General features: G+C 66.3%; 25 protein-coding genes. 18 read left to right on the forward strand and 7 right to left on the reverse strand.

Annotated elements, in window-relative coordinates; genetic code table 11:
- The first annotated feature begins 2 nt into the window (after positions 1–2).
- The 11 genes from ACN9MV_RS13320 (at position 3) to ACN9MV_RS13370 (ending at position 10,583) form a co-directional block, all read left to right on the forward strand.
- Positions 3–695: a YfgM family protein gene (locus ACN9MV_RS13320; RefSeq protein WP_093052203.1), complete on the forward strand. Its 693-nt coding sequence runs from the start codon at positions 3–5 to the stop codon at positions 693–695.
- 7 nt (positions 696–702) lie between these two features.
- On the forward strand, positions 703–1,845 hold the full coding sequence (bamB, locus tag ACN9MV_RS13325) for an outer membrane protein assembly factor BamB (protein WP_093052200.1): 1,143 nt from the start codon (positions 703–705) through the stop codon (positions 1,843–1,845).
- A 57-nt stretch (positions 1,846–1,902) separates the two neighbouring features.
- Positions 1,903–3,246 carry a ribosome biogenesis GTPase Der gene (gene der / locus ACN9MV_RS13330; protein ID WP_056598124.1) on the forward strand — a complete coding sequence of 448 codons (1,344 nt, stop codon included), beginning with the start codon at positions 1,903–1,905 and terminating at the stop codon, positions 3,244–3,246.
- A 164-nt stretch (positions 3,247–3,410) separates the two neighbouring features.
- Entirely contained in the window at positions 3,411–3,656 is a 246-nt protein-coding gene (hfq, locus tag ACN9MV_RS13335; RefSeq protein WP_012747311.1) for an RNA chaperone Hfq, read from the forward strand.
- A gap of 55 nt (positions 3,657–3,711) precedes the next feature.
- Positions 3,712–4,893, forward strand: a complete 1,182-nt coding sequence (gene hflX / locus ACN9MV_RS13340) for a GTPase HflX (protein WP_093078099.1) — start codon at positions 3,712–3,714, stop codon at positions 4,891–4,893.
- Positions 4,894–4,967: 74 nt separating this feature from the next.
- Complete coding sequence (gene hflK, locus ACN9MV_RS13345; RefSeq protein ID WP_093052194.1) at positions 4,968–6,347, forward strand: FtsH protease activity modulator HflK; 1,380 nt, start codon at positions 4,968–4,970, stop codon at positions 6,345–6,347.
- Between the two features lie 17 nt (positions 6,348–6,364).
- The gene (gene hflC / locus ACN9MV_RS13350; protein ID WP_093176659.1) at positions 6,365–7,264 is read left to right on the forward strand and encodes a protease modulator HflC; all 900 of its coding nucleotides are present in this window, start codon (positions 6,365–6,367) and stop codon (positions 7,262–7,264) included.
- A 16-nt stretch (positions 7,265–7,280) separates the two neighbouring features.
- On the forward strand, positions 7,281–7,469 hold the full coding sequence (locus ACN9MV_RS13355; RefSeq protein ID WP_081269108.1) for a DUF2065 domain-containing protein: 189 nt from the start codon (positions 7,281–7,283) through the stop codon (positions 7,467–7,469).
- A 56-nt stretch (positions 7,470–7,525) separates the two neighbouring features.
- Positions 7,526–8,686, forward strand: a complete 1,161-nt coding sequence (locus ACN9MV_RS13360) for an ATP phosphoribosyltransferase regulatory subunit (RefSeq protein WP_426392638.1) — start codon at positions 7,526–7,528, stop codon at positions 8,684–8,686.
- A 23-nt stretch (positions 8,687–8,709) separates the two neighbouring features.
- Positions 8,710–10,041, forward strand: coding sequence for an adenylosuccinate synthase (locus ACN9MV_RS13365; RefSeq protein ID WP_093078104.1), 1,332 nt, complete (start codon positions 8,710–8,712; stop codon positions 10,039–10,041).
- A 17-nt stretch (positions 10,042–10,058) separates the two neighbouring features.
- Positions 10,059–10,583 (forward strand): phosphoribosyltransferase, encoded by a 525-nt coding sequence (locus ACN9MV_RS13370; RefSeq protein ID WP_081269111.1) that lies wholly within the window; start codon positions 10,059–10,061, stop codon positions 10,581–10,583.
- A 40-nt stretch (positions 10,584–10,623) separates the two neighbouring features.
- On the opposite strand, the gene ACN9MV_RS13375 is transcribed toward ACN9MV_RS13370, so the two are convergent.
- A complete protein-coding gene (locus ACN9MV_RS13375; RefSeq protein WP_093052182.1) occupies positions 10,624–11,073 on the reverse strand; it encodes a VOC family protein in 450 nt (149 codons plus the stop codon).
- Between the two features lie 90 nt (positions 11,074–11,163).
- Positions 11,164–12,012: a DUF6597 domain-containing transcriptional factor gene (locus ACN9MV_RS13380; RefSeq protein WP_426392640.1), complete on the reverse strand. Its 849-nt coding sequence runs from the start codon at positions 12,010–12,012 to the stop codon at positions 11,164–11,166.
- 89 nt (positions 12,013–12,101) lie between these two features.
- Here ACN9MV_RS13380 and ACN9MV_RS13385 point away from each other — a divergent pair, with 89 nt between their 5' ends.
- Positions 12,102–13,295 carry a PLP-dependent transferase gene (locus tag ACN9MV_RS13385; RefSeq protein ID WP_093052176.1) on the forward strand — a complete coding sequence of 398 codons (1,194 nt, stop codon included), beginning with the start codon at positions 12,102–12,104 and terminating at the stop codon, positions 13,293–13,295.
- A gap of 114 nt (positions 13,296–13,409) precedes the next feature.
- Positions 13,410–13,613, forward strand: a complete 204-nt coding sequence (locus ACN9MV_RS13390; protein ID WP_093052173.1) for a hypothetical protein — start codon at positions 13,410–13,412, stop codon at positions 13,611–13,613.
- 65 nt (positions 13,614–13,678) lie between these two features.
- Here the strand turns inward: ACN9MV_RS13390 and ACN9MV_RS13395 are convergent, their stop codons facing one another.
- The gene (locus ACN9MV_RS13395) at positions 13,679–14,323 is read right to left on the reverse strand and encodes an arylesterase (RefSeq protein WP_426392643.1); all 645 of its coding nucleotides are present in this window, start codon (positions 14,321–14,323) and stop codon (positions 13,679–13,681) included.
- Between the two features lie 36 nt (positions 14,324–14,359).
- Between ACN9MV_RS13395 and ACN9MV_RS13400 the strand changes: the two genes are divergently transcribed.
- Genes ACN9MV_RS13400 through rlmB form a run of 4 tightly spaced genes read left to right on the forward strand, consistent with a single transcriptional unit; the run spans position 14,360 to position 17,395 of the window.
- Positions 14,360–15,070, forward strand: coding sequence for an ABC transporter ATP-binding protein (locus ACN9MV_RS13400; protein WP_093052161.1), 711 nt, complete (start codon positions 14,360–14,362; stop codon positions 15,068–15,070).
- 55 nt (positions 15,071–15,125) lie between these two features.
- Complete coding sequence (locus tag ACN9MV_RS13405) at positions 15,126–15,617, forward strand: hypothetical protein (RefSeq protein ID WP_426392644.1); 492 nt, start codon at positions 15,126–15,128, stop codon at positions 15,615–15,617.
- A 4-nt stretch (positions 15,618–15,621) separates the two neighbouring features.
- The gene (locus ACN9MV_RS13410) at positions 15,622–16,605 is read left to right on the forward strand and encodes a hypothetical protein (protein WP_093052157.1); all 984 of its coding nucleotides are present in this window, start codon (positions 15,622–15,624) and stop codon (positions 16,603–16,605) included.
- A 43-nt stretch (positions 16,606–16,648) separates the two neighbouring features.
- A complete protein-coding gene (gene rlmB, locus ACN9MV_RS13415) occupies positions 16,649–17,395 on the forward strand; it encodes a 23S rRNA (guanosine(2251)-2'-O)-methyltransferase RlmB (protein WP_007828317.1) in 747 nt (248 codons plus the stop codon).
- Positions 17,396–17,407: 12 nt separating this feature from the next.
- On the opposite strand, the gene ACN9MV_RS13420 is transcribed toward rlmB, so the two are convergent.
- The 3 genes from ACN9MV_RS13420 to ACN9MV_RS13430 form a co-directional block, all read right to left on the reverse strand.
- Positions 17,408–18,604, reverse strand: coding sequence for an NAD(P)/FAD-dependent oxidoreductase (locus ACN9MV_RS13420; protein WP_426392647.1), 1,197 nt, complete (start codon positions 18,602–18,604; stop codon positions 17,408–17,410).
- A 115-nt stretch (positions 18,605–18,719) separates the two neighbouring features.
- A complete protein-coding gene (locus tag ACN9MV_RS13425) occupies positions 18,720–18,890 on the reverse strand; it encodes a hypothetical protein (protein ID WP_426392648.1) in 171 nt (56 codons plus the stop codon).
- A gap of 109 nt (positions 18,891–18,999) precedes the next feature.
- On the reverse strand, positions 19,000–19,590 hold the full coding sequence (locus ACN9MV_RS13430) for a helix-turn-helix domain-containing protein (RefSeq protein ID WP_426392649.1): 591 nt from the start codon (positions 19,588–19,590) through the stop codon (positions 19,000–19,002).
- 48 nt (positions 19,591–19,638) lie between these two features.
- On the opposite strand from ACN9MV_RS13430, the gene ACN9MV_RS13435 reads away from it, so the two are divergent.
- Positions 19,639–20,160 carry a GNAT family N-acetyltransferase gene (locus ACN9MV_RS13435; protein ID WP_426392650.1) on the forward strand — a complete coding sequence of 174 codons (522 nt, stop codon included), beginning with the start codon at positions 19,639–19,641 and terminating at the stop codon, positions 20,158–20,160.
- 3 nt (positions 20,161–20,163) lie between these two features.
- Here ACN9MV_RS13435 and ACN9MV_RS13440 read toward each other — a convergent pair whose 3' ends face one another.
- Positions 20,164–20,640, reverse strand: a complete 477-nt coding sequence (locus tag ACN9MV_RS13440) for a DUF3237 domain-containing protein (RefSeq protein ID WP_426392651.1) — start codon at positions 20,638–20,640, stop codon at positions 20,164–20,166.
- Positions 20,641–20,650 lie beyond the last annotated feature (10 nt).

Genomic DNA, 20,650 nt, shown 5'->3' on the forward strand with positions numbered 1-20,650 from the left:
GCATGGCAACCCACCTCGACCTCGAAGAACAGGAACAGCTCGACCAGCTCAAGCATTTCTGGAATACATACGGCACCCTGATCACTTCGGTCGTGCTGCTCGTCGCTGGCGCCTTCGTGGCCTGGAACGGCTGGCAATGGTATGGCCGCAACAAGGCGGCGCAGGCCTCGTCGCTCTACGACGAGGTCGAGAAGACCGCGCAGGCGGGCGACCCGGCACGCATCGCTCTCGTGCTCGACGACATGAAGAAGCGCTTCGCCGGCACTGCCTATGCGCAACAGGCCGGCCTGCTGGTCGCCAAGACGCTGTACGAGAAGGGCAATGCCGCAGGCTCGCGCGCCGAGCTCGAATGGGTCGCGCAGAACGCCATCGACCCTGGCTACAAGGCTATCGCCCGGCTGCGGCTGGCGGCCGAACTGCTCGACAGCAAGTCTTACGACGATGCCCTCAAGCAGCTCGACGGCAGCGTGCCCAAGGAATTCGAACCGTTGGTGGCCGACCGCAAGGGCGACATCTACCTGGCTCAAGGCAAGCGCGCCGAAGCGCAGACCGAATACCGCAAGGCGTGGACCGGCCTTGGCGCCACCTCGGACTATCGCCGTCTGGTTGAAATCAAGCTCAACGCGGTCGGTGTCGATCCGAAGAGCCTGGCACCCGTCGTCACCGTCACACCCGCAGCCCCCAAAACTCCCTGACCGCATCATGAATTTCAAGCGTTTCATGCCTGAATCGACCGCCTTGCGTGCGGGATCAGCTCTTGTTTTGGTAGCGTTTCTCGCCGCCTGTTCTGGCACCAGCAAGCCGAAGCCGGCCGAGCTGCCTGCCAACCCGGCCCTGATGGGCGTGCGCCAGGCCTGGACTGTGCGCATCCCCGATGTCCAGTTCCCGCTCAGCACTGACGTCAGCGGCGACACGGTTACCGTGGCTGGCAGCGACGGCACGGTGGTCGCCATCGACGCCCGCGCCGGCCGCGAAACCTGGCGCGTCAGCGCCGGTGCTCCGCTGGCTGCAGGTGTCGGCAGCGACGGGTCGATGGCTGCGGTCGTCACCACCAGCAACGAGCTGGTCGCCATCGAGAACGGCAAGGTCCTGTGGAAGCAGAAGCTCTCGGCCCAGGCTTTCACCGCACCGCTGGTGGCAGGCCGCCGCGTGTTCGTGCAGACCGCCGACCGCAGCATCAGCGCCTGGGACGGCCAGAGCGGCCGTCGCCTCTGGATCCAGCAGCGCGCCGGAGAAAACCTGGTGCTGCGCAAGTCGGGCGTGCTCATCGCCGTGGGCGACACGCTGGTGGCCGGCATCGGCGGCCGTCTGGTCGGCATCAACCCCGCCAACGGCACCTCGCGCTGGGAGTCGCCCATTGCGGCTCCGCGCGGCACCAACGACGTGGAGCGCTTGGTCGACCTGACCGGCAGCGTGAGCCGCTTTGGCGACACGGTTTGCGCCCGCGCTTACTACGCCAGCGTCGGCTGCGTCGAGACCGTGCGCGGTTCGCTGGTCTGGAGCAAGCCGGCTTCGGGCGCGGACGGCGTCAGCGGCGACAGTGGTTTTGTCTATGGCACAGAGTCCGACGGCAGCGTCGTGGCCTGGCGCCGTGCCGATGGTGAACGCGCCTGGCAGATGAGCCGCTTCAAGAGTCGCAACCTCACCGCACCGCTGGCCGTGGGCCGTTCGCTGATCGTCGGCGAAGACACCGGCACGCTGCATTTCGTCTCGCGCGAAGACGGTGCGCTGCTCAATCGCATCACGCCCGATGGCTCGGCCATCACCGTCACGCCGGTACTGGCCGGCAACACGGTCGTGGTGGTGACTGCCAAGGGTGGCGTTTTTGGCTATCGCCCTGAATAACTTTTCTTTCTTTTTCCAAGGCCCGACCATGAATACCGAGCCATCGAAAGGCCGGCCATGAAGCCGGTCGTGGCCCTGGTCGGGCGGCCCAACGTTGGCAAATCGACCCTCTTCAACCGCCTGACCCAGACGCGCGACGCCATCGTCGCCGACTTCGCCGGACTCACGCGCGACCGTCACTACGGCAACGGCCGCCTGGGCAAGCACGAGTTCATCGTGATTGACACCGGCGGCTTCGAGCCTGACGCGGGCAGCGGTATCTACAAGGAAATGGCCAAGCAGACTCGGCAGGCCGTGGCCGAGGCCGACGTGGTGATCTTCGTGGTCGACGCCCGTGAGGGCCTCTCGGCTCAAGACCACGACATTGCCAACGAACTGCGCCGCCTTGGCAAGCCCTGCGTGCTGGCGGCCAACAAGGCCGAGGGCATGCACGACGGCACCAAGCTGGTCGACTTCTACGAACTCGGCTTCGGCGACGTGCATGGCGTGTCGGCTGCGCACGGGCAGGGCATGCGCGACCTTGTCGAGCTTGCCCTCGAGCCGCTGAACCTGCCTGATCCCGACGACGAGACGGACGAGGACGAGGTCAACAAGCCGATCAAGCTGGCCGTGGCCGGCCGGCCCAATGTGGGCAAGTCCACGCTGATCAACACCTGGCTGGGTGAAGAGCGCCTGGTGGCCTTCGACATGCCGGGCACCACGCGCGACGCCATCTCCGTGCCTTTTGAGCGAAACGGCCAGCGCTTCGAGCTGATCGACACGGCCGGCCTGCGCCGCAAGGGCAGGGTGTTCGAGGCGATCGAGAAGTTCTCGGTGGTCAAGACGCTGCAGGCCATCGAGTCGGCCAATGTCGTGCTGCTGCTGCTCGACGCCACGCAGGGCGTGACCGACCAGGATGCGCACATTGCCGGCTACATCCTCGAGAGTGGCCGCGCGGTGGTGATCGCCATCAACAAGTGGGACGCGGTCGACAGCTATCAGCGCGAGCAGATCCAGCGGCAGATCGAGACCCGGCTGCCGTTCCTGAAGTTCGCGGCGCTGCATTTCATCTCGGCCATCAAGCGCCAGGGCCTGGGCCCGGTGTGGCAGGCGATTGCGCAGGCCCACAAGTCGGCCACGCGCAAGATGTCGACCCCGGTGCTGACACGCCTGCTGCTGGAGGCGGTGCAGTTCCAGGCGCCCAAGCGTGGCGGCATGTACCGCCCCAAGCTGCGCTATGCGCATCAGGGGGGTATGAATCCGCCGGTGATCGTGATCCACGGGAATTCGCTGGAGCATGTCACCGACGCTTACAAGCGCTTCCTCGAGGGGCGCTTCCGCAAGGAATTCGACCTTGTGGGTACCCCCTTGCGCATCGAGTTCAAGAGCTCGCACAATCCATTTGCCGACAAGGACGATTGAGGGAGCTTGGCCGCCGATGGCGGCCAATGAGTTGCAGCAGGAGTGGAAGTTCCGCCTTTTGAGAACCGTTATTTTCTCAAGGCTTTTGACCCCGATTGCTGCAGCGCAGAAACCCTGTGTTAAGGTCATCTCTCCAACAACTACTCTTGAACACGGAGAATATCGTGAGCAATAAAGGGCAACTTCTGCAAGACCCGTTTCTGAACACCCTGCGTCGTGAGCACGTGCCGGTTTCCATTTATTTGGTGAACGGTATCAAGCTGCAGGGCCAGATCGAGTCTTTTGACCAGTACGTCGTGTTGCTTCGCAATACGGTGACGCAAATGGTCTACAAGCACGCCATTTCCACCATCGTGCCGGGTCGTGCCGTCAACTTCTCGGCTGCCGAGAACGACGACGCCGCAGCCTGATCGCGCGGAGCGCGGCGGCTCTGCTGCCGCGCTTTTTCCCAATTTCTGATCCCGCTTGTCTGAACTGATCCCCCGCCAGGAAGGCGCCGCCGTTCTCGTCGGCGTCGATTTCGGGCTGCCCCATTTCGACAGCGAACTAGAGGAACTCGGCCTGCTTGCGCAGACCGCGGGCCTGACGCCCGTCGCCCGTCTTGCGTGCAAGCGCAAGGCGCCCGATGCGGCATTGTTCGTTGGCAGCGGCAAGGCCGAAGAAATCAAGGAGCTGGCCGCCCTGTACAGGGCGAGCGAGGTCATCTTCGACCAGGCCCTGAGCCCTGCGCAGCAGCGCAACCTCGAGCGCCAGCTCGACGTCGCCGTCTATGACCGGACCTTCCTCATCCTCGAGATCTTCGCCCAGCGTGCGCGTTCGCACGAAGGCAAGCTGCAGGTCGAGCTGGCTCGCCTGCAGTACCTCAGCACACGGCTGGTCCGTCGCTGGTCCCACCTGGAGCGCCAGACCGGCGGTGCGGGTGTGCGCGGCGGCCCGGGTGAAAAGCAGATCGAGCTCGACCGCCGCATGATCAGCGAGTCGATCAAGCGCACGCGCGAGCGTCTCGCCAAGGTGCAGAAGCAGCGCGGCACGCAGCGCCGCCAGCGCGAGCGCCGCGAGACCTTCAACATCTCCCTGGTGGGCTACACCAACGCGGGCAAGTCGTCGCTGTTCAATGCGCTGGTCAAGGCCCGCGCCTATGCGGCCGACCAGCTGTTCGCCACGCTCGACACCACCACGCGCAACCTCTACCTGGGCAATACCGAAGATGGACGGAGGCGGCAGGTATCGATCTCCGACACCGTGGGCTTCATCCGCGACCTGCCACACGGCCTGGTCGATGCCTTCAAGGCCACGCTGCAGGAGGCGGTCGACGCCGACCTGCTGCTGCACGTGATCGACGCCTCCAACCCGCATTACCCCGAGCAGATGGCCGAGGTGCAGGCGGTGCTGCGCGAGATCGGTGCCGACACCGTTCCGCAGCTTTTGGTATTCAACAAGCTCGACGCCCTTGAAAGCGCGCAACATCCGCTGCATCTGCAGGACGAGATGGAAATCGACGGCGTGCAGGTTCCCCGCATCTTCCTCAGCGCCAAGAGCGGCGAGGGCGTGCCGCTGTTGCGCGCCGAGCTCGCCCGGCAGTCGGGTTCCGTAGCCGATACGATGACCCCTGGGGCAAACGCTGAATTGCACGATGCAGCCGATTGATTGGGCACAATCCCGCCACTGACAAGAGAACGAAGCGAATGAATTCAAAGCCAGCGCGGAGAGGGTTTCTGGGCATGTTCAACCTGAACGATGGCCGATGGGGGCGCGGCGACGAACCGTCGTCCTCCAACGGCGACCGCCCGGCCGGCAACCGCCCCCCCGATGCCAATCCCCCCGGCGCACCGACGCCCCCGCCTCCGGGCAACAACAACAGCAACGACAACCGTCCCCGCGGACAAGGCCCCAACCAGGGCCCGCCTGACCTTGACGAACTCTGGCGCGACCTCAATCGCAAGCTCGGTGGCTTCTTCGGCGGCAAGGGTGGCGGCAACCGTCCCAACGGCGGCAGCAGCGGCGGTGGTGGCAACGGCTACAGGCCCGACATGAAAAACGCAGGATTCGGCCTCGGCCTCGTGGCCGCAGTGGCCGTCCTGATCTGGCTCGGCACCGGCTTCTTCATCGTGAACGAAGGCCAGCAGGCGGTCGTCACGCAGTTCGGCAGCTACAAGAGCACCGTGGGTGCAGGCTTCAACTGGCGCCTGCCGTATCCCATTCAGCGCCACGAAGTGGTGGTGACCACGCAGATCCGTTCCGCCGACGTGGGCCGCGATGCCATCGTGCGCTCCACCGGCCTGCGCGAATCGGCCATGCTGACCGAAGACGAGAACATCGTCGAAATCAAGTTCGCCGTGCAGTACCGCCTGAGCGACCCGCGCGCCTGGCTCTACGAGAGCAAGTCGCCTGCCGACACCGTCGTGCAGGTGGCCGAGACCTCCGTGCGCGAGGTGGTGGGCAAGATGAAGATGGACGCCGCGCTGGCCGAAGAGCGCGACCAGATCGCACCGCGCGTGCGTGCGCTGATGCAGACCATCCTCGACCGCTACAAGATCGGCGTCGAAGTCGTCGGCATCAACCTGCAGCAGGGCGGCGTGCGCCCGCCCGAGCAGGTGCAGGCCGCGTTCGACGACGTGCTCAAGGCCGGGCAGGAGCGCGAGCGCACCAAGAACGACGCGCAGGCTTATGCCAACAACGTGGTGCCGCTCGCCACTGGTACGGCTTCGCGCCTGAAGGAAGAGTCCGAGGCCTACAAGGCGCGGATCGTGGCCCAGGCCCAGGGTGATGCAGGCCGCTTCAGCGCGGTGCTGGCTGAATACCAGAAAGCCCCGCAGGTGACGCGCGACCGCATGTACACCGACGCCATGCAGCAGATCTACGCCAGCACGACCAAGGTGCTGGTCGACAGCAAGCAGGGCTCGAACCTGCTGTACCTGCCACTCGACAAGCTCATGCAGATGAGCGGCAACAGCGGCGCCGCAGCGGCCACCCCGGTCGATGCGGCCAGTCCCAACGTTGCCGGCACCGCGCCGGCCCAGTCCTCGGTGATCCCGGTGGCCCCTGCGACGACCGACGTGCGTGGCCGCGATGGCCGCTCGCGTGACCGCGACGTGCGTTGAGAAAGGCCCGAAAGAATATGAACAGAATCGGATTCATCGCCACGTCGATCCTCGTGCTGCTCGTGCTGGCAAGCTCGACCCTCTTCGTGGTCGACCAGCGCCAGTTCGGCGTGGTCTATGCCCTCGGCCAGATCAAGCAGGTCATTACCGAGCCCGGCCTGAACTTCAAGCTGCCGCCGCCGTTCCAGAACGTGTCGTACATCGACAAGCGCCTGCTGACGCTGTCGAGCGTGGACACCGAGCCCATGCTCACAGCCGAGAAGCAGCGCGTGGTGATCGACTGGTACGTGCGCTGGCGCATCTCCGACCCGCAGGCCTACATCCGTAACGTCGGCCTTGACGAGAACGCCGGTGCAATGCAGCTCAACCGCGTGGTACGCAATGCGTTCCAGGAGAACATCAACAAGCGCACCGTGCGCGACCTGATCTCGGTGCGCCGCGAAGCCCTCATGGCCGACGTGCAGCGCGAAGTGCTGTCGGTGGTGAAGGGCGCCAAGCCCTGGGGCGTGGACGTGGTCGACGTGCGCATCACGCGTGTCGACTACGTGGAAGCCATCACCGAATCGGTCTATCGCCGCATGGAAGCCGAACGCAAGCGCGTGGCCAACGAGCTGCGTTCGACTGGTACGGCTGAAGGCGAAAAGATTCGCGCCGATGCCGATCGCCAACGCGAGGTGATCGTGGCGAACGCCTACCGCGACGCCCAGAAGATCAAGGGTGAGGGCGATGCCCAGGCCGCTTCCGCTTACAGCGAAGCCTTCGGCCGCGATCCGCAGTTTGCGCAGTTCTATCGAAGCCTCGATGCCTACAAGCAGAGCTTCAACAAGAAGAGCGACGTGATGGTGCTCGACCCATCGTCGGACTTCTTCCGCGCCATGCAAGGCTCGGGCTCGACCACCAACGCGCCTCGTCGTTGATTCTTCGCCAGGAGCCGTGAGCGCCGACACTTTCTGGAGCGCATTGGCGCTCGTCCTGGTGATCGAAGGCATCCTGCCTTTCGTCTCGCCAGGAGGGTGGCGGCGCGGCTTCGGGCAGCTCATGCAGCTGCGCGATGGCCAGCTTCGTTTCTTCGGACTTTGCAGCATCCTGCTGGGTTTGATACTGCTCTGGATCCTGGCCTAGTCTTGGGCTGGTCGCGGTCCCGGTAGAATCCCGGTTTAACCACGCCCCCGATCCCCATGTCCGCCTGGGTCCTCCCGGATCACATTGCCGATGTGCTGCCCTCCGAGGCGCGCCACATCGAAGAACTTCGACGCCAGCTGCTCGATACCGCCCGTGGCTATGGCTACGAGTTGGTGATGCCGCCGCTGCTCGAGCATCTCGAATCGCTGCTCTCGGGCACCGGCGAGGCACTCGATCTCCAAACCTTCAAGCTTGTCGACCAGCTTTCCGGCCGCAGCATGGGCCTGCGTGCCGACACCACCCCCCAGGTGGCGCGCATCGATGCCCACCTGCTGAACCGTGACGGTGTTGCCCGCCTGTGCTACTGCGGTCCGGTGCTCCACACCCGGCCTGATCGCCCGCACGCCACCCGTGAGCCCCTGCAGTTCGGCGCCGAGATCTATGGCCATGCCGGTCTCGAAGCGGACATCGAAACCTTGCTGCTGGCGCTCGACTGCCTCGATGCCGCCGGCCTGCGCGACGGCGTGATCGTCGACCTGGCCGATGCTCGCATCGTGCGCGCCTTGTTCGCTGGCGTGCCGGTCGATGCGGCCGCGCTGGCCCGGGTGCATGCAGCGCTGGCCGCCAAGGACGCGAGCGAACTCGAATCGCTCACCAAGGATTTCCCCGCCGCCTCGCGCGAGGGGCTGCGTGCCCTCATCCAGCTGTACGGCGACGCGTCGGTGCTCGACGAGGCCGCCAAGGCGCTGAAAGGCACGCCCGCCGTGGGCGCTGCTCTTGCCGACCTGAAGCAGCTCGCCGCCGGTCTGCAAGGCGTGGCCGGCCGCCAGATCAGCTTCGACCTGGCCGACCTGCGCGGCTATGCGTATTACAGCGGCATGCGCTTCGGCATCTACGTGCCCGGCGCGGCCGATTCGCTGGTGCGCGGCGGCCGCTATGACGAAGTGGGGGCCGTGTTCGGCCGCAACCGTCCGGCGGTCGGCTTCAGCCTCGACGTGCGCGAACTGGTCGGCGTGCTGCCGGCCCGCCCGCTGCGCGCTGCCATCCGCGCACCCTGGAGCGACGCGGCCGGGCTGCGTCAGGCAATTGCCCAATTGCGCAAGGCCGGCGAAACGGTAGTCTGCGTGCTGCCGGGCCATGGCAGCGAAATCGATGAATTCCGCTGCGACCGCGAGCTCGTCGAGCAAGCTGGCCAGTGGACTGTCCGAGCGATCTGAATTTTTGAAGTAATGGAACGAGCATGAGCGTAACCACCGGAAGAAACGTGGTCGTCGTCGGCACCCAATGGGGCGACGAGGGCAAAGGCAAGCTGGTCGACTGGCTGACGGAAAGCGCCCAGGGCGTGGTCCGCTTCCAGGGCGGCCACAACGCGGGCCACACGCTGGTCATCAACGGTGTGAAAACCGCGTTGCACCTGATCCCGAGCGGCATCATGCGGCCTGGCGTCAAGTGCTACATCGGCAACGGCGTGGTGCTGTCGGCCGCCAAGCTGTTCGAGGAAATCGAAGGGCTGGAGAAGGCTGGCGTCGAGGTGCGTTCGCGCCTGCGCATCAGCGAGGCCTGCCCGCTGATCCTGCCGTTCCACGCCGCGCTGGACATCGCGCGCGAGGCCTACCGCGAAAAGGGCGGCATCGAGAAAATCGGCACCACCGGCCGCGGCATTGGCCCTGCCTACGAAGACAAGATCGCCCGCCGCGCCCTGCGCGTGCAGGACCTGAAGCACCCCGAGCGTTTCGCGGCCAAGCTGCGCGTGTTGCTCGACCTGCACAACCACGTGCTGACGCAGGTGCTGAGCGCCCCGGCCATCGACTTCGACGAAGTCTTCAACGAGGCCATGAGGCACGCCGAGCTGCTCAAGCCCATGATGGCCGACGTTTCGCGCGAGCTGAACGACGCGCACAGGAACGGCGCCAACCTGCTGTTCGAAGGCGCGCAGGGCACGCTGCTCGACGTCGACCACGGCACCTACCCGTACGTCACTTCCAGCAACTGCGTGGCCGGCAATGCCGCCGCCGGGTCGGGCGTAGGCCCGGGTATGCTGCATTACATCCTCGGCATCACCAAGGCCTACTGCACGCGCGTGGGCGGCGGTCCGTTCCCCACCGAACTCGACTGGGCCACGCCCGGCACCCCGGGCTACCACATGAGCACCGTGGGCGCCGAAAAGGGCGTGACCACTGGCCGCAGCCGCCGTTGCGGCTGGTTCGACGCCGCGCTGCTCAAGCGCTCGGCGCAGGTCAACGGCCTGTCGGGCCTGTGCATCACCAAGCTCGACGTGCTGGACGGCCTCGAAAAGCTCGAGCTGTGCACCGGCTACGAACTCGACGGCGAAATCACCGACATCCTGCCGATGGGCGCTGACGAGATCGAGCGCTGCACGCCGATCTACGAGACCCTCGAAGGCTGGAGTGAAAGCACCGTTGGCGTCACGCAGTACGACAAGCTGCCGATCAATGCGCGCCTGTACCTGCAGCGCATCGAGCAGGTCACTGGCGTGCCGATCCACATGGTGTCGACCAGCCCCGACCGCGACCACACGATCATGATGCGCCACCCCTACCTGGCCGACTGAAGAGGAAAAGAAGAACCATGTTGACCGAAGACGGCAAGCATCTCTATGTCAGCTACGACGAGTACCACAACCTGATCGAAAAGCTCGCGATCAAGGTGCACCAGTCGGGCTGGCAGTTCGACACTATCCTGTGCCTGGCGCGCGGTGGCATGCGCCCTGGCGACGTGCTCTCGCGCATCTTCGACAAGCCGCTGGCGATCATGTCGACCAGCTCGTACCGCGCCGACGCCGGCACGGTGCAGGGCCACCTCGACATCGCCCGCTTCATCACCACGCCCAAGGGCGAGATTGCCGGCCGCGTGCTGCTGGTGGACGATCTGGCCGACTCGGGGCACACGCTGCATGCCGTGATGGACATGCTGCGCAACAACTACCCGCCCATCACCGAGCTGCGCAGCGCGGTGATCTGGACCAAGGCGCTGTCGACCTTCACGCCCGACTACCAGGTGGAATTCCTTGCCACCAACCCGTGGATCCACCAGCCCTTCGAAGGCTACGACTCCATGGGCGCCGAGAAGCTGATCGAGAAGTGGTCGGTCTGATCCATCGGTCGACCCTTCGGCAATAAGCAGCGCTGCCGGCTCACCCGGCGTCGCTGAGCATCGCGGTATAGCGCCGCTGCATTTCTTCCGGCGTCAGCTTCTCTATGCTGTGCCCCACGTTCCAGCGATGGCCGAAGGGGTCGTGGAAGACGCCGGAACGTTCCCCATAAAACTGATCCTGCGGCGCCATGTTCAGCGTGGCGCCTGCGGCGACCGCGCGCGCCACCACCGCGTCGGCATCGTCCACGTGCAGGTGCAACGTGACGGCCGTGCCGCCCAGCGTCTTTGCGCTGTGGATGTTGAATTCGGCGAATTCGTCCGAGATCATCAGGATCGCGCCATTGTTGAAGTCCAGCTCCGCATGGCCGATGCGACCGCTCGGCTCGGTCAGGCGAAAGATTTCCTTCACTTCGAAGACCTTGCAATAGAACTCGATGGCTGCGCCGGCATCGTGGACGCAGAGGTACGGAAACAGTTCGTGGATGGCCATGCTCTTGTCCAGTCGGGTTGATGAGACGGCTGCGATTCTGGCGACCGTTGCTTTTCACGTCTTGAACAAATTTGACCTGCGGGTGAGTAGTCAGATTCGCACATGCCGGGACGATGCTGGCGCTGCCCGCCGGTACGCCTGTGGCGACATGCCGGCGATGGCCAGGAAGTCGCGGTTGAAGTGCGCCTGGTCGCTGTAGCCGGCCTGCAGCGCCAGATCGACCCAGGGCTGGGTGGGGTCCATGGCGAACTGCCCGATCACGCGGTCGAAGCGCAACATGCGCGCGTACTGCTTGGGCGCCAGGCCAGTCATTCCGCGGAACAGAGCGATGAAGCGCCGGTGGCTGTAGCCGCTTTGCTTCACCAGTTCGCGGATGGCGCCGGCCTGCGCATCGTCGTCACGAGCGCTCGCGCTTGCCATGCTGGCCAGTGCCTGCGCCACCGCAGGATGCAGTCCGTGCATGGCGGAGGCGGCGAGGCGTGCGCCCAGCAGGGCATCGGCGATCGCTAGTTGCCGCGCCAGCGAGTCGGTGCCGTGGAACTGCTCTAACGCGAAGTCAGCGTCCGCGCCCCAGAGCGCGTCCAGCGATGTGTGGCGGTCGGCCAGCGCGTCCTCGGGTACACCGAGCAGCGCCTTGGCCGCGCCCGGCTGCAGCATGGCGCCGACCGAGTGCGTTTGCACCGACACGTCGCGCACGAAAAACGCCGAGCGGGCTCCGCCCACCATGGCATGGCCCACCGTGAAGCCCCGCGCATCGGCATCGTCCTGGAACAGGCGCAAGGGCGGCCCCGAAAGCCGGAACACGAGGTGCATGCCACCCGTGGGCAGCACGTGTTCGCGCGCGCCCGGCTGTCCCTCGTGCTGCTCATCGGGCGCGGAGGCCCACAGGAGCCGCACAAAGGGCCGCAGATGAGGGGAGGGTGGTCGGGTCAGCTGCATGACGCGGGAAGTGTCTGCCGAGCCGCCACGCGGCGCAATCACCCCGCCCGCGAAATCCCCGGATGCGGCGCTCGCGCTAGCATCGCTCCATGAGCAAGCCTTCCACGACCCTGATCCACCACCCCTACGTTCCGCCAGCCACCTTCGCCGCGCCGCAGCCCGGCGTGTTCAAGGCATCGACCGTGTTCTTCGCCGACGTGGCCGCCATGCGCGCGCGCGACTGGCGCACCAAGGCCGGCTACACCTACGGCCTGCACGGCACGCCCACCACCTTCACGCTCGAAGAGCGCCTGGCCACGCTCGAAGGCGGCACCGAATGCCTGCTCGTGCCCAGCGGGCTTGCGGCCATCTCGCTGGTGTCGTTCGCCTTCCTCAAGACCGGCGACGAGGTGCTGATCCCCGACAACGCCTACGGCCCCAACAAGGCGCTGGCCACCGGCGAACTGGCGAATTTCGGCATTACCCATCGCATGTACGACGCGATGAATCCGGCCGACCTCGCGGCCAAGCTGTCGGACCGCACGCGGCTGGTCTGGGTCGAGGCGGCGGGTTCGGTGACGATGGAGTTTCCCGACCTGCCTGCGCTCGTGAACGTTTGCCGCGCGCGCGGCGTGATGACCGCGCTCGACAACACCTGGGGGGCGGGCCTGGCCTTTGCGCCTTTCGATTTCAACGACAGCGGGCAGGGCGTCGACATCTCGGTGCATGCGCTCACCAAGTACCCGAGCGGCGGCGGCGACGTGCTCATGGGCAGCGTGATCACGCGCGACGAGCGGCTGCACCGCGCGCTCAAGCTCACGCACATGCGCATGGGCTTCGGCATCGGCGTGGGCGACGTAGAGACGTTGCTGCGCTCGCTGCCCAGCATCGCGTTGCGCTATGCCGCCCACGACCGCGCGGCGCGCGAGTTGGCCGGCTGGCTCAACGGCTGCGACGAGATCGCGCAGGTGCTGCACCCCGCGCTCGAAGACTCGCCCGGGCACGTGCACTGGCGCGCGCTGTGCGGCGCGACCGACCTGGCCGCAGGCCTGTTCTCGGTGGTGTTCGACGAGCGCTACAGCACCGAGCAGGTCGACCGTTTCTGCGACAGCCTGCAGCTGTTCCGCCTCGGCTATTCGTGGGGCGGTCCCATCAGCCTGGTGGTGCCGTACGACATCGGCCTGATGCGCGATGCCTCCGTGGCACGCTGGCCTTACAAGGGCACGCTCGTTCGTTTTTCGATCGGCCTCGAAGACGTGGAGGACCTGCGCGCCGACTTGCAGCAGGCGCTGGCGCGGATGTAAAAAATCGCTTCTCGCTCTCTGGGAGCGTCAGTGGGTACCGTCTTGGGACTGCACCGTTATCGCTTACAGTAGGCCACGCGCAGTCACCCTGACTGCCTCGCCCAAGGAGAAGCAGTGGCAACACCCAATTACGGCTACGAGAAGCGCCAGAAAGAGCTGGCCAAGAAGAAGAAGAAGGAAGAAAAGCTCCGGGAAAAGGCGAACCGCAAACTCAATCCGAGCAGCGACGGCTTGGCCCCCGGAGATCCGGAAACCGACGTGGCCTCGCTCGAACGCGATCCACCCACGGTGCCCGAGTTGCCCACCAAGAACGGTTGATCCGCTCCTGGCGTACCCATCAAGAAGCCGCCGCAGGCCTGCGCCTGCGGCGGCTTTTTTCTTGATTATTTCGGCAGCAGCTTGCGCAGCTCGGGCCAGACGTTGTCCAGCAGTTGCGGCTGCGCCGCGGCCGTCGGGTGGATGCGGTCGGCCTGGAACAGCGAAAGCGCGTCAGGCGCATCGGCCACGCCCTTGAGCAGGAAGGGCACGAGCGCGGACTTGGTTGCGCCCGCCACCTTGGAGAACACCGCCTCGAAGCGCCGCGTGTAGTCGCCGCCATAGTTCGGCGGCACCTGGATGCCGACGATCAGCACCTTCGCGCCTGCAGCCTGCGCGGCCTTGGTGATCTGCATCAGGTTGCTTTCGGTGTCGGAGAGCGGCAGGCCGCGCAGCGCGTCGTTGGCGCCGAGCTCCAGCACCACGTGGCTGGGCTTGTGCTGGGTGAGCAGCGAAGCAAGGCGCGAGCGCCCGCCGGAGCTGGTGTCGCCGCTGATGCTGGCGTTGACCACGGTGGCCGCGATCTTCTGCTGCGCAAGCCTTTTTTCCAGCAAGGGTACCCAGCCTTCGCCGCGCTTGAGGCCGTACTCTGCGCTCAGCGAATCGCCGAGCACCAGGATCACCGGCTTGCCAGCCGTCGGTACTTGGGCCTGAGCCTGGGCCTGCGCCGCGGTCGTCCATAGCCCCGCGCTGCCGAGCGCGGCGGTGGTCAAGATAAAGTCACGTCGATTCAAAACCAAAGCCTTTCCATGTCCCAACCCCCGTCTGATGCAATTGTCGCCGTCGAGCATGTCTTCAAGTCCGTCACCGATTCGGCCGGCACGCTGGACATTCTGCAGGACATCGATTTCACCCTCGGCGCGCGGGAAACCGCGGCCATCGTCGGCGCCTCGGGCTCCGGCAAGAGCACTCTGCTGTCGATCATCGCGGGGCTGGACACGCCCACGCGCGGCACGGTGCGCATCGCCGGCGAAGACATCTTCGCCATCGACGAGGACGAGCGCGCCGCCGTGCGCGCGCAGCGCGTGGGCTTCGTGTTCCAGAGCTTCCAGCTGCTGGGCAACCTGAGCGCGCTCGAAAACGTGATGCTGCCGCTGGAGCTGGCCAACCGCAAGGATGCGCGCAAGGCCGCCACCGAAATGCTCGGCCGCGTCGGCCTTGGCCAGCGGCTCGGGCACTACCCCAAGGTGCTCTCGGGCGGCGAGCAGCAGCGTGTGGCGCTGGCCCGCGCCTTCGTGGTGCAACCGGCGCTGCTGCTGGCCGACGAGCCCACCGGCAGCCTCGACTTCGCCACCGGTGAGCAGGTGATGCGGCTGATGTTCGACCTCAATCGCGAGCTCGGCACCACGCTCGTGCTCGTCACCCACGACCGGGGCATCGCGGCCCGATGCGAGCGACGCATCACCATCGAGGCCGGTCGTGTCGCACTTAATGAAAAAGTGGCTCTGGCGCCCGCCTGACAAGCGCAATAAGCTATTAAACATAAGTAAATAGCCAGCCACACAGGAGATATTCATGGAGGAGCTTCCGCCCGACGCCGTCCTGGCGCTGCAGCGCGGCAGGATGATCGAGGCCATCAAGATCGTGCGCGACCGTACGGGCGTGGACCTCAAATCGGCCAAGGACGCTGTCGATCGCTACGCCGACAGGCTGGAGCGGGGGGAAGGCGAAGCCAGCGGACGCGGTGCGCCTGCCGCCGCCATGCAGGACCGCGGCTTCGCCTCCATGCCCTCCATCGCACTCGCAGCCCTGGCGCAGGGCAACAAGATCGAGGCCATCCGCCTCACGCGCGAAGCCACGGGCCTGAGCCTGTCTGCGGCCAAGCGGCTGGTCGACAACCATGACGATCCGGCGCTCGGAAGTTTCAGCCCCCTGACCCAGCACATGCCCCGCCGCCAGATGGAGGAACCGGGCCGCGTGCATGGCGACGGCTACAAATGGCTGCCGGCGTTGATCATCGTGCTGGCGGCGGTCATGGCCTGGTTGTTGATTGCCGGAAAGGCTTGAGTCGATGATCGTTCCCCAGTTCTGGGCCGAAGGCCGTATCCAGGAGAGCGTGGCCGGCAAGCAGTTCACCGTGCGCCGCTTCGGCTGGTCCGACGAGAGCCCGCTGGCCGCGCAGGCGCACGCCGACCAGCGCACGCGCGATGCCTTCGACCGCATCGTCCACAAGGGCGAGAAGCTCGAGCGCCGCGAACGCAAGATGCCCTACAACGGCGCCGACGGCATGCCGATCCGCGAGGAAATCGTCGAGCGCCAGGGCGACACCGTCATCACGCGCAACACCTACGGCGCGCGCTGCCTCAACACGCCCGACGTGCTGTTCGTCGACATCGACTTCGAGGAGCCCTTGCGCGGCAGCGTGTTCGGCTTTGCGCTGGTGCCGGCGCTGATCGCCGGGGTGGTCGGTGGCTGGGCCGCCAAGACCTGGCTGGGCGGGCTGATCGCGGGCATCGTGGTCTTCGTCGTGGCATGGGTCATCGGCCAGCGCAAGAAGCGCGGCGAGCACAGCGGCAACCCCGCGCCTGAGAAGCGGGCGGCCGAGCGCATCGGGCGCTTCATGCAGCAGCACCCCGACTGGCACCTGCGCATCTACCGCACGCCCGCAGGCTTCCGGGTGCTGGCGATGCACGATGTCTTCGATCCGACCGACACCGCGGTGGCCGACTGCTTTCATGCAATGGGCGTCGACAAGGTCTACGCACGCATGTGCCGCAACCAGAAATGCTTTCGTGCCCGGGTGAGCGCCAAGCCCTGGCGCATCGGCATCGGCGAACACATGCGGCCCCAGCCGGGCATATGGCCGGTGTCGCCCGAGAAGCTGCCTGCGCGCGACGCCTGGATCGCGCGCTACGAAAAGGCAGCTGAGGGTCACGCGGCCTGCCAGTACCTGGAGAGCGTGGGCAACGGTGCGAAGGTGCATCCGAGCGCGCTGGCGGTGCAGGAACTGCACGACGAGCGCACCCGCGCGCTCAGTGGTTTGCCGATCGCCTGACCACGCGAAATGGCCAGGTCCCGGGGGTAGGGATAATCCAGGGATGTCTTCCCCCAAAGTGATCTTCGGCTTCCATGCCGTAGGCGTGCGCATCAAGACCGCGCCTAAATCGGTGCTCGAAGTGATGTTCGACGCCAGCCGGCGCGATGCGCGCATGAAACAGTTCATCGCGCGTGCGCAGGAGGCCGGTGTGCGGCTGGTCGAGGCAGACGGCCTGCGGCTGTCCAAGCTCAGCGGCAGCCACGGCCACCAGGGCGTGGTGGCGCGGGTCGAACCCGTGGCCCAGGTCCGCTCGCTCGACGAACTGCTCGAGGGCCTCGAAGAGGCCGGCACTGTGCCCCTGCTGCTGGTGCTCGATGGCGTGACCGACCCGCACAACCTCGGCGCCTGCCTGCGCGTGGCCGATGGCGCCGGCGCGCATGCGGTCATTGCGCCCAAGGACCACGCGGCCGGCATCAACGCCACCGTGGCCAAGGTGGCGAGCGGCGCGGCCGAGACGGTGCCTTACTTCATGGTCACCAACCTCGCGCGCACCCTGAACGAACTCAAGGAACGCAATATCTGGTGCGTGGGCACCAGCGACGACGCGCCGGGCACCATTTACCAGAGCGACTTCAAGCGCCCCCTGGCGCTGGTGCTGGGCGCCGAAGGCGAAGGCATGCGGCAGCTCACGCGCAAGACCTGCGACGAGCTGGTGAGCATTCCGATGGCCGGTGCGGTCGAGAGTCTGAATGTCTCGGTGGCCAGTGGCGTGTGCCTCTACGAGGCGATGCGCCAGCGCGGCGCCTGAGCGCCGTCTCTTTTAGCTTTTGGGCAGCGATCCACCCTTGCGGTGGAAGTAGATGAGCTCCGCCACCCGCCGCATCTGCGGCGTGCCCAGCAGGTGGTTGAACATCCAGTCGCTCTGGAAATGGTCGAAGGCCCAGCGCAGCGCGCGCTTGAGCCGGAAGCCCGGGTAGCCACGAACGAACCACGTGGCCGGGTCGCCGGCCTCGCCGCGCACGAAGCGCGCTACGGCCTCGCCCGCGCGCTCCCCGTGCAGCAGCGCTGTGTGGATACCGCCGGCAGTCACCGGCGACACCATGCCCGCCGCATCGCCCACCAGCAGGGCCCGCTCGCGCGCCACCACCGGCAGCACGCCGCCGCACGGGATCATTCCCGCGCGCACCGCGACCGGCGGGGCGTCGCCGGGCGTGACCACCGAGGCAATCTTGCGCAGCAGCGGATCGAGCTTCAGCGCGCCCGCGCTGTTGTGCACCATGCGGCGCGCCAGCCCGATCTGGCTCACGCCGACCCCGTCGAGCGCCCAGCCGATATAGCCGGGCGCGAGCTTGCGGTCGATGAAGCAATGCAGCAGGCCGGGCGCCATACGCGCGCCCTGGTACTCGTGCTCGATGCCGTAGAGGAAGCGCGTGTTGCGCGACAGGCCCAGGGCCTTGGCAACGCGCGAGTGGGGGCCGTCAGCGCCCACGAGGTAGGTGGCCGTGATGCAGGGCCCTTGCGTCACCGGCACTTCCCACCGGCCGTTGAGCCACAGCGCCTGCTCGAACAGCGTGCCCAGCCGCACGTCGACGCCGCTGGCGCGGGCCGAGCCGACCATCCAGTCGAGCAGGGCGGGCGCGTCGGTGGCCCAGAACCAGTAGCCCGGCGCGTGCAGGTCGACGTGGCGCATGTTGGGCGCATAGAGCCGCACGCCTTCGATGCGGCGCACTAGCGCGGGTGGCACTTCGGCCAGCCACGGCACGCTGTCGACCGCGTCCTTGACGATGATGCCGGTGGTGTGCAGCTTGGCGCCGGCGGTGGTCTTCTTCTCCAGCACCATCACGCTGAGGCCTGCAAGGGCCGCGGCCCGGGCACAGGCCAGGCCCGCAAAGCTCGCGCCCACGACGAGAAGGTCGACCTTGATGTTGCCGGGGCTTGCTGCCGGAGCCGGGGCCGGCTGGGGCGCTGCGCAGGATGAGGAGGCGAGGGGAGAAAAGAAGCTGGAAGAAGTGTGCATGGGGCAGCCAACTGGATTCGATGCGCACCGCGGTCTGCGGTGCGCATGCGAAGTTAGCTACGCCATGTGCGTGCGGCGTGAAGCCTGTGTGAACCTGATGGATGCACCCGGCCGGTCAGGACGGATCCTTGCCACGCGTGCGGCTCACCGCGCTGAAGATGCCGATCCCCAGCAGGATCATCGCTCCAATGCCGATGTAGAGCGTCGGCACGCCGGCGACGGAGGCGCCCCAGATGAGGCCGCCCAGGAAGATCACGAAACCGATCATGTAGAGCGCGAATGACATCGTCGTTCCTCTGAAGCTGAGATGCCTTGCAGTATCCCGAGGGGTGGCAGGCGCCGCACAGGCGTCGACCGCCAGTGCGTGTCGGAGCTTGCCTACCCTGCGCGTGCGGCTACTCCGGGCTTGCCGCCAGCAGATAGCGGCAGGCGGTGCGCCCCAGCGCCTTGAAGACCAGCGGCCGGTCCACGCCGAAGTCGAGGCAGTCGCCCGGTGCGAGTTCGAAGCGCTCGTCGCCATAGTCCACCCGCAGCGCGCCTTCGAGCATCCACAGGCATTGCCGGTAGGGCTTGCCGCTCCAGCGCGGGTAGTCGACCTGCGCCGAGCGCGGCAGCTCGACCTCGACCAACTCGACGCCGCTACCCGCATGACGCTCGGCGACCTGGCGCCGCAGGTAGCCGGCTTTCGGGTCGCGCCAGATTTCTTGCTCGGCGCGCGTGCGCAGGCGCTGTGGCTGCTCTTTCTCTTCCGTCAGGAGCTGCGCCAGGGGCACCCCGAGCCCGGCGGCCAGCCGGCCCAGCAGCACGGCCGTGGGGCTGCTCTGCGCACGCTCCACCTTGGAAATCATGGCCTTGCTCACGCCCGAACGCTCAGCCAGCTCCGCGAGGCTCAGTGCTTGCGCCTGCCTCAGCGCCAGCAGCCGGGTGGCGATGAGCATGTCGATGTCCTGGCCGGGCGTGTCGGCGGGAGATGAATCGTTTCTCATATGAGATTATTATTCTCCTATATTGAACGAAATTTCAACGAGGACACCATGCGTCTCATCCCCTGCACAGAAGAAGCGCATTCCGCCGCGATCCTGGCCATCCTCAACGAGGCCATCATCACTTCCACCGCGCTGTACGACTACAAGCCGCGCACGCCAGAGAACATGGTCGCGTGGTTTGCCACCAAGCGCGCCAACGGCTTTCCCGTGATAGGTGCCGTGGACGATGCCGGCAAGCTGCTGGGTTTCGCGAGCTACGGCACGTTCCGTGCCTTTCCCGCCTACAAGTACACGGTGGAACACTCGGTCTATGTCGACAGCGCGCACCGCGGCGAGGGCCTGGGCCGCACGCTGATGGAAGCGATCATTGCCGAGGCCATCGCGCGCGACGTGCACGTGATGGTCGGCGCCATCGATGCAGCCAACGCCGGCAGCATCGCGCTGCACGAGCGCCTGGGCTTCGAGCATTCGGGCACGGTGCGGCAGGCCGGTTTCAAGTTCGGCCGCTGGCTCGACGTGGCCTTCTACCAGCGCATTCTTGCGACGCCGATGAATCCGGTCGACGGTTAGCAGCTAGATCAGCGCGAAGAAGCGCATCACCACCTCGGCCGGGTGGCGCACACCGGCGCCGACGAACATGCGTTCGTTGATCCACTTCAGCGAAGGCGAGGCAGTCTCGAAGCGCGGGCTGCAGCGAAAGTACACCTGCGACGGATCGACCGGCTCGCCGCGCAGCAGCTTGCCCATCACCTCGGGCGAGGCCGAACGCACCGCATGGTTCTGCACGTAGACCATATCGCCGGCATCGGTCTCCAGTCCATAGCGCGCATCGAGCTCGGAAAGCGTGTCGCTCACTATCAACTGAAAGTCGCTGCCGCCCGGCAGCACGCGCGCCCGCCAGCCGTGGCCGATGGCTTCGCCGCCCGTGATCGGCACCACACGGCGCAGCCCGCGCGGGCTGTTGCCCAGCACCTGCGGCACGCCCACCTCGACGCGCAGGTCGACGAAGTGCTCGAGCGCGGGCGCTGCGATGGTGTCGAACACGCTCATCGCCGGGAGC

Origin of the sequence: Variovorax sp. R-27 (assembly GCF_049913215.1) — a bacterium.
In the GTDB taxonomy this organism is placed as follows: domain Bacteria; phylum Pseudomonadota; class Gammaproteobacteria; order Burkholderiales; family Burkholderiaceae_C; genus Variovorax.

Excerpts from the sequence above, each read along its gene's own strand:
- ACN9MV_RS13320 (WP_093052203.1), top strand. The coding sequence starts at position 3 with ATGGCAACCCACCTCGACCTCGAAGAACAGGAACAGCTCGACCAGCTC.
- bamB (WP_093052200.1), top strand. The coding sequence starts at position 703 with ATGAATTTCAAGCGTTTCATGCCTGAATCGACCGCCTTGCGTGCGGGA.
- der (WP_056598124.1), top strand. The coding sequence starts at position 1,903 with ATGAAGCCGGTCGTGGCCCTGGTCGGGCGGCCCAACGTTGGCAAATCG.
- hflK (WP_093052194.1), top strand. The coding sequence starts at position 4,968 with ATGTTCAACCTGAACGATGGCCGATGGGGGCGCGGCGACGAACCGTCG.
- hflC (WP_093176659.1), top strand. The coding sequence starts at position 6,365 with ATGAACAGAATCGGATTCATCGCCACGTCGATCCTCGTGCTGCTCGTG.
- ACN9MV_RS13360 (WP_426392638.1), top strand. The coding sequence starts at position 7,526 with ATGTCCGCCTGGGTCCTCCCGGATCACATTGCCGATGTGCTGCCCTCC.
- ACN9MV_RS13365 (WP_093078104.1), top strand. The coding sequence starts at position 8,710 with ATGAGCGTAACCACCGGAAGAAACGTGGTCGTCGTCGGCACCCAATGG.
- ACN9MV_RS13370 (WP_081269111.1), top strand. The coding sequence starts at position 10,059 with ATGTTGACCGAAGACGGCAAGCATCTCTATGTCAGCTACGACGAGTAC.
- ACN9MV_RS13375 (WP_093052182.1), bottom strand. The coding sequence starts at position 11,073 with ATGGCCATCCACGAACTGTTTCCGTACCTCTGCGTCCACGATGCCGGC.
- ACN9MV_RS13380 (WP_426392640.1), bottom strand. The coding sequence starts at position 12,012 with ATGCAGCTGACCCGACCACCCTCCCCTCATCTGCGGCCCTTTGTGCGG.
- ACN9MV_RS13385 (WP_093052176.1), top strand. The coding sequence starts at position 12,102 with ATGAGCAAGCCTTCCACGACCCTGATCCACCACCCCTACGTTCCGCCA.
- ACN9MV_RS13400 (WP_093052161.1), top strand. The coding sequence starts at position 14,360 with ATGTCCCAACCCCCGTCTGATGCAATTGTCGCCGTCGAGCATGTCTTC.
- ACN9MV_RS13405 (WP_426392644.1), top strand. The coding sequence starts at position 15,126 with ATGGAGGAGCTTCCGCCCGACGCCGTCCTGGCGCTGCAGCGCGGCAGG.
- ACN9MV_RS13410 (WP_093052157.1), top strand. The coding sequence starts at position 15,622 with ATGATCGTTCCCCAGTTCTGGGCCGAAGGCCGTATCCAGGAGAGCGTG.
- rlmB (WP_007828317.1), top strand. The coding sequence starts at position 16,649 with ATGTCTTCCCCCAAAGTGATCTTCGGCTTCCATGCCGTAGGCGTGCGC.
- ACN9MV_RS13420 (WP_426392647.1), bottom strand. The coding sequence starts at position 18,604 with ATGCACACTTCTTCCAGCTTCTTTTCTCCCCTCGCCTCCTCATCCTGC.
- ACN9MV_RS13425 (WP_426392648.1), bottom strand. The coding sequence starts at position 18,890 with ATGTCATTCGCGCTCTACATGATCGGTTTCGTGATCTTCCTGGGCGGC.
- ACN9MV_RS13430 (WP_426392649.1), bottom strand. The coding sequence starts at position 19,590 with ATGAGAAACGATTCATCTCCCGCCGACACGCCCGGCCAGGACATCGAC.
- ACN9MV_RS13435 (WP_426392650.1), top strand. The coding sequence starts at position 19,639 with ATGCGTCTCATCCCCTGCACAGAAGAAGCGCATTCCGCCGCGATCCTG.
- ACN9MV_RS13440 (WP_426392651.1), bottom strand. The coding sequence starts at position 20,640 with ATGAGCGTGTTCGACACCATCGCAGCGCCCGCGCTCGAGCACTTCGTC.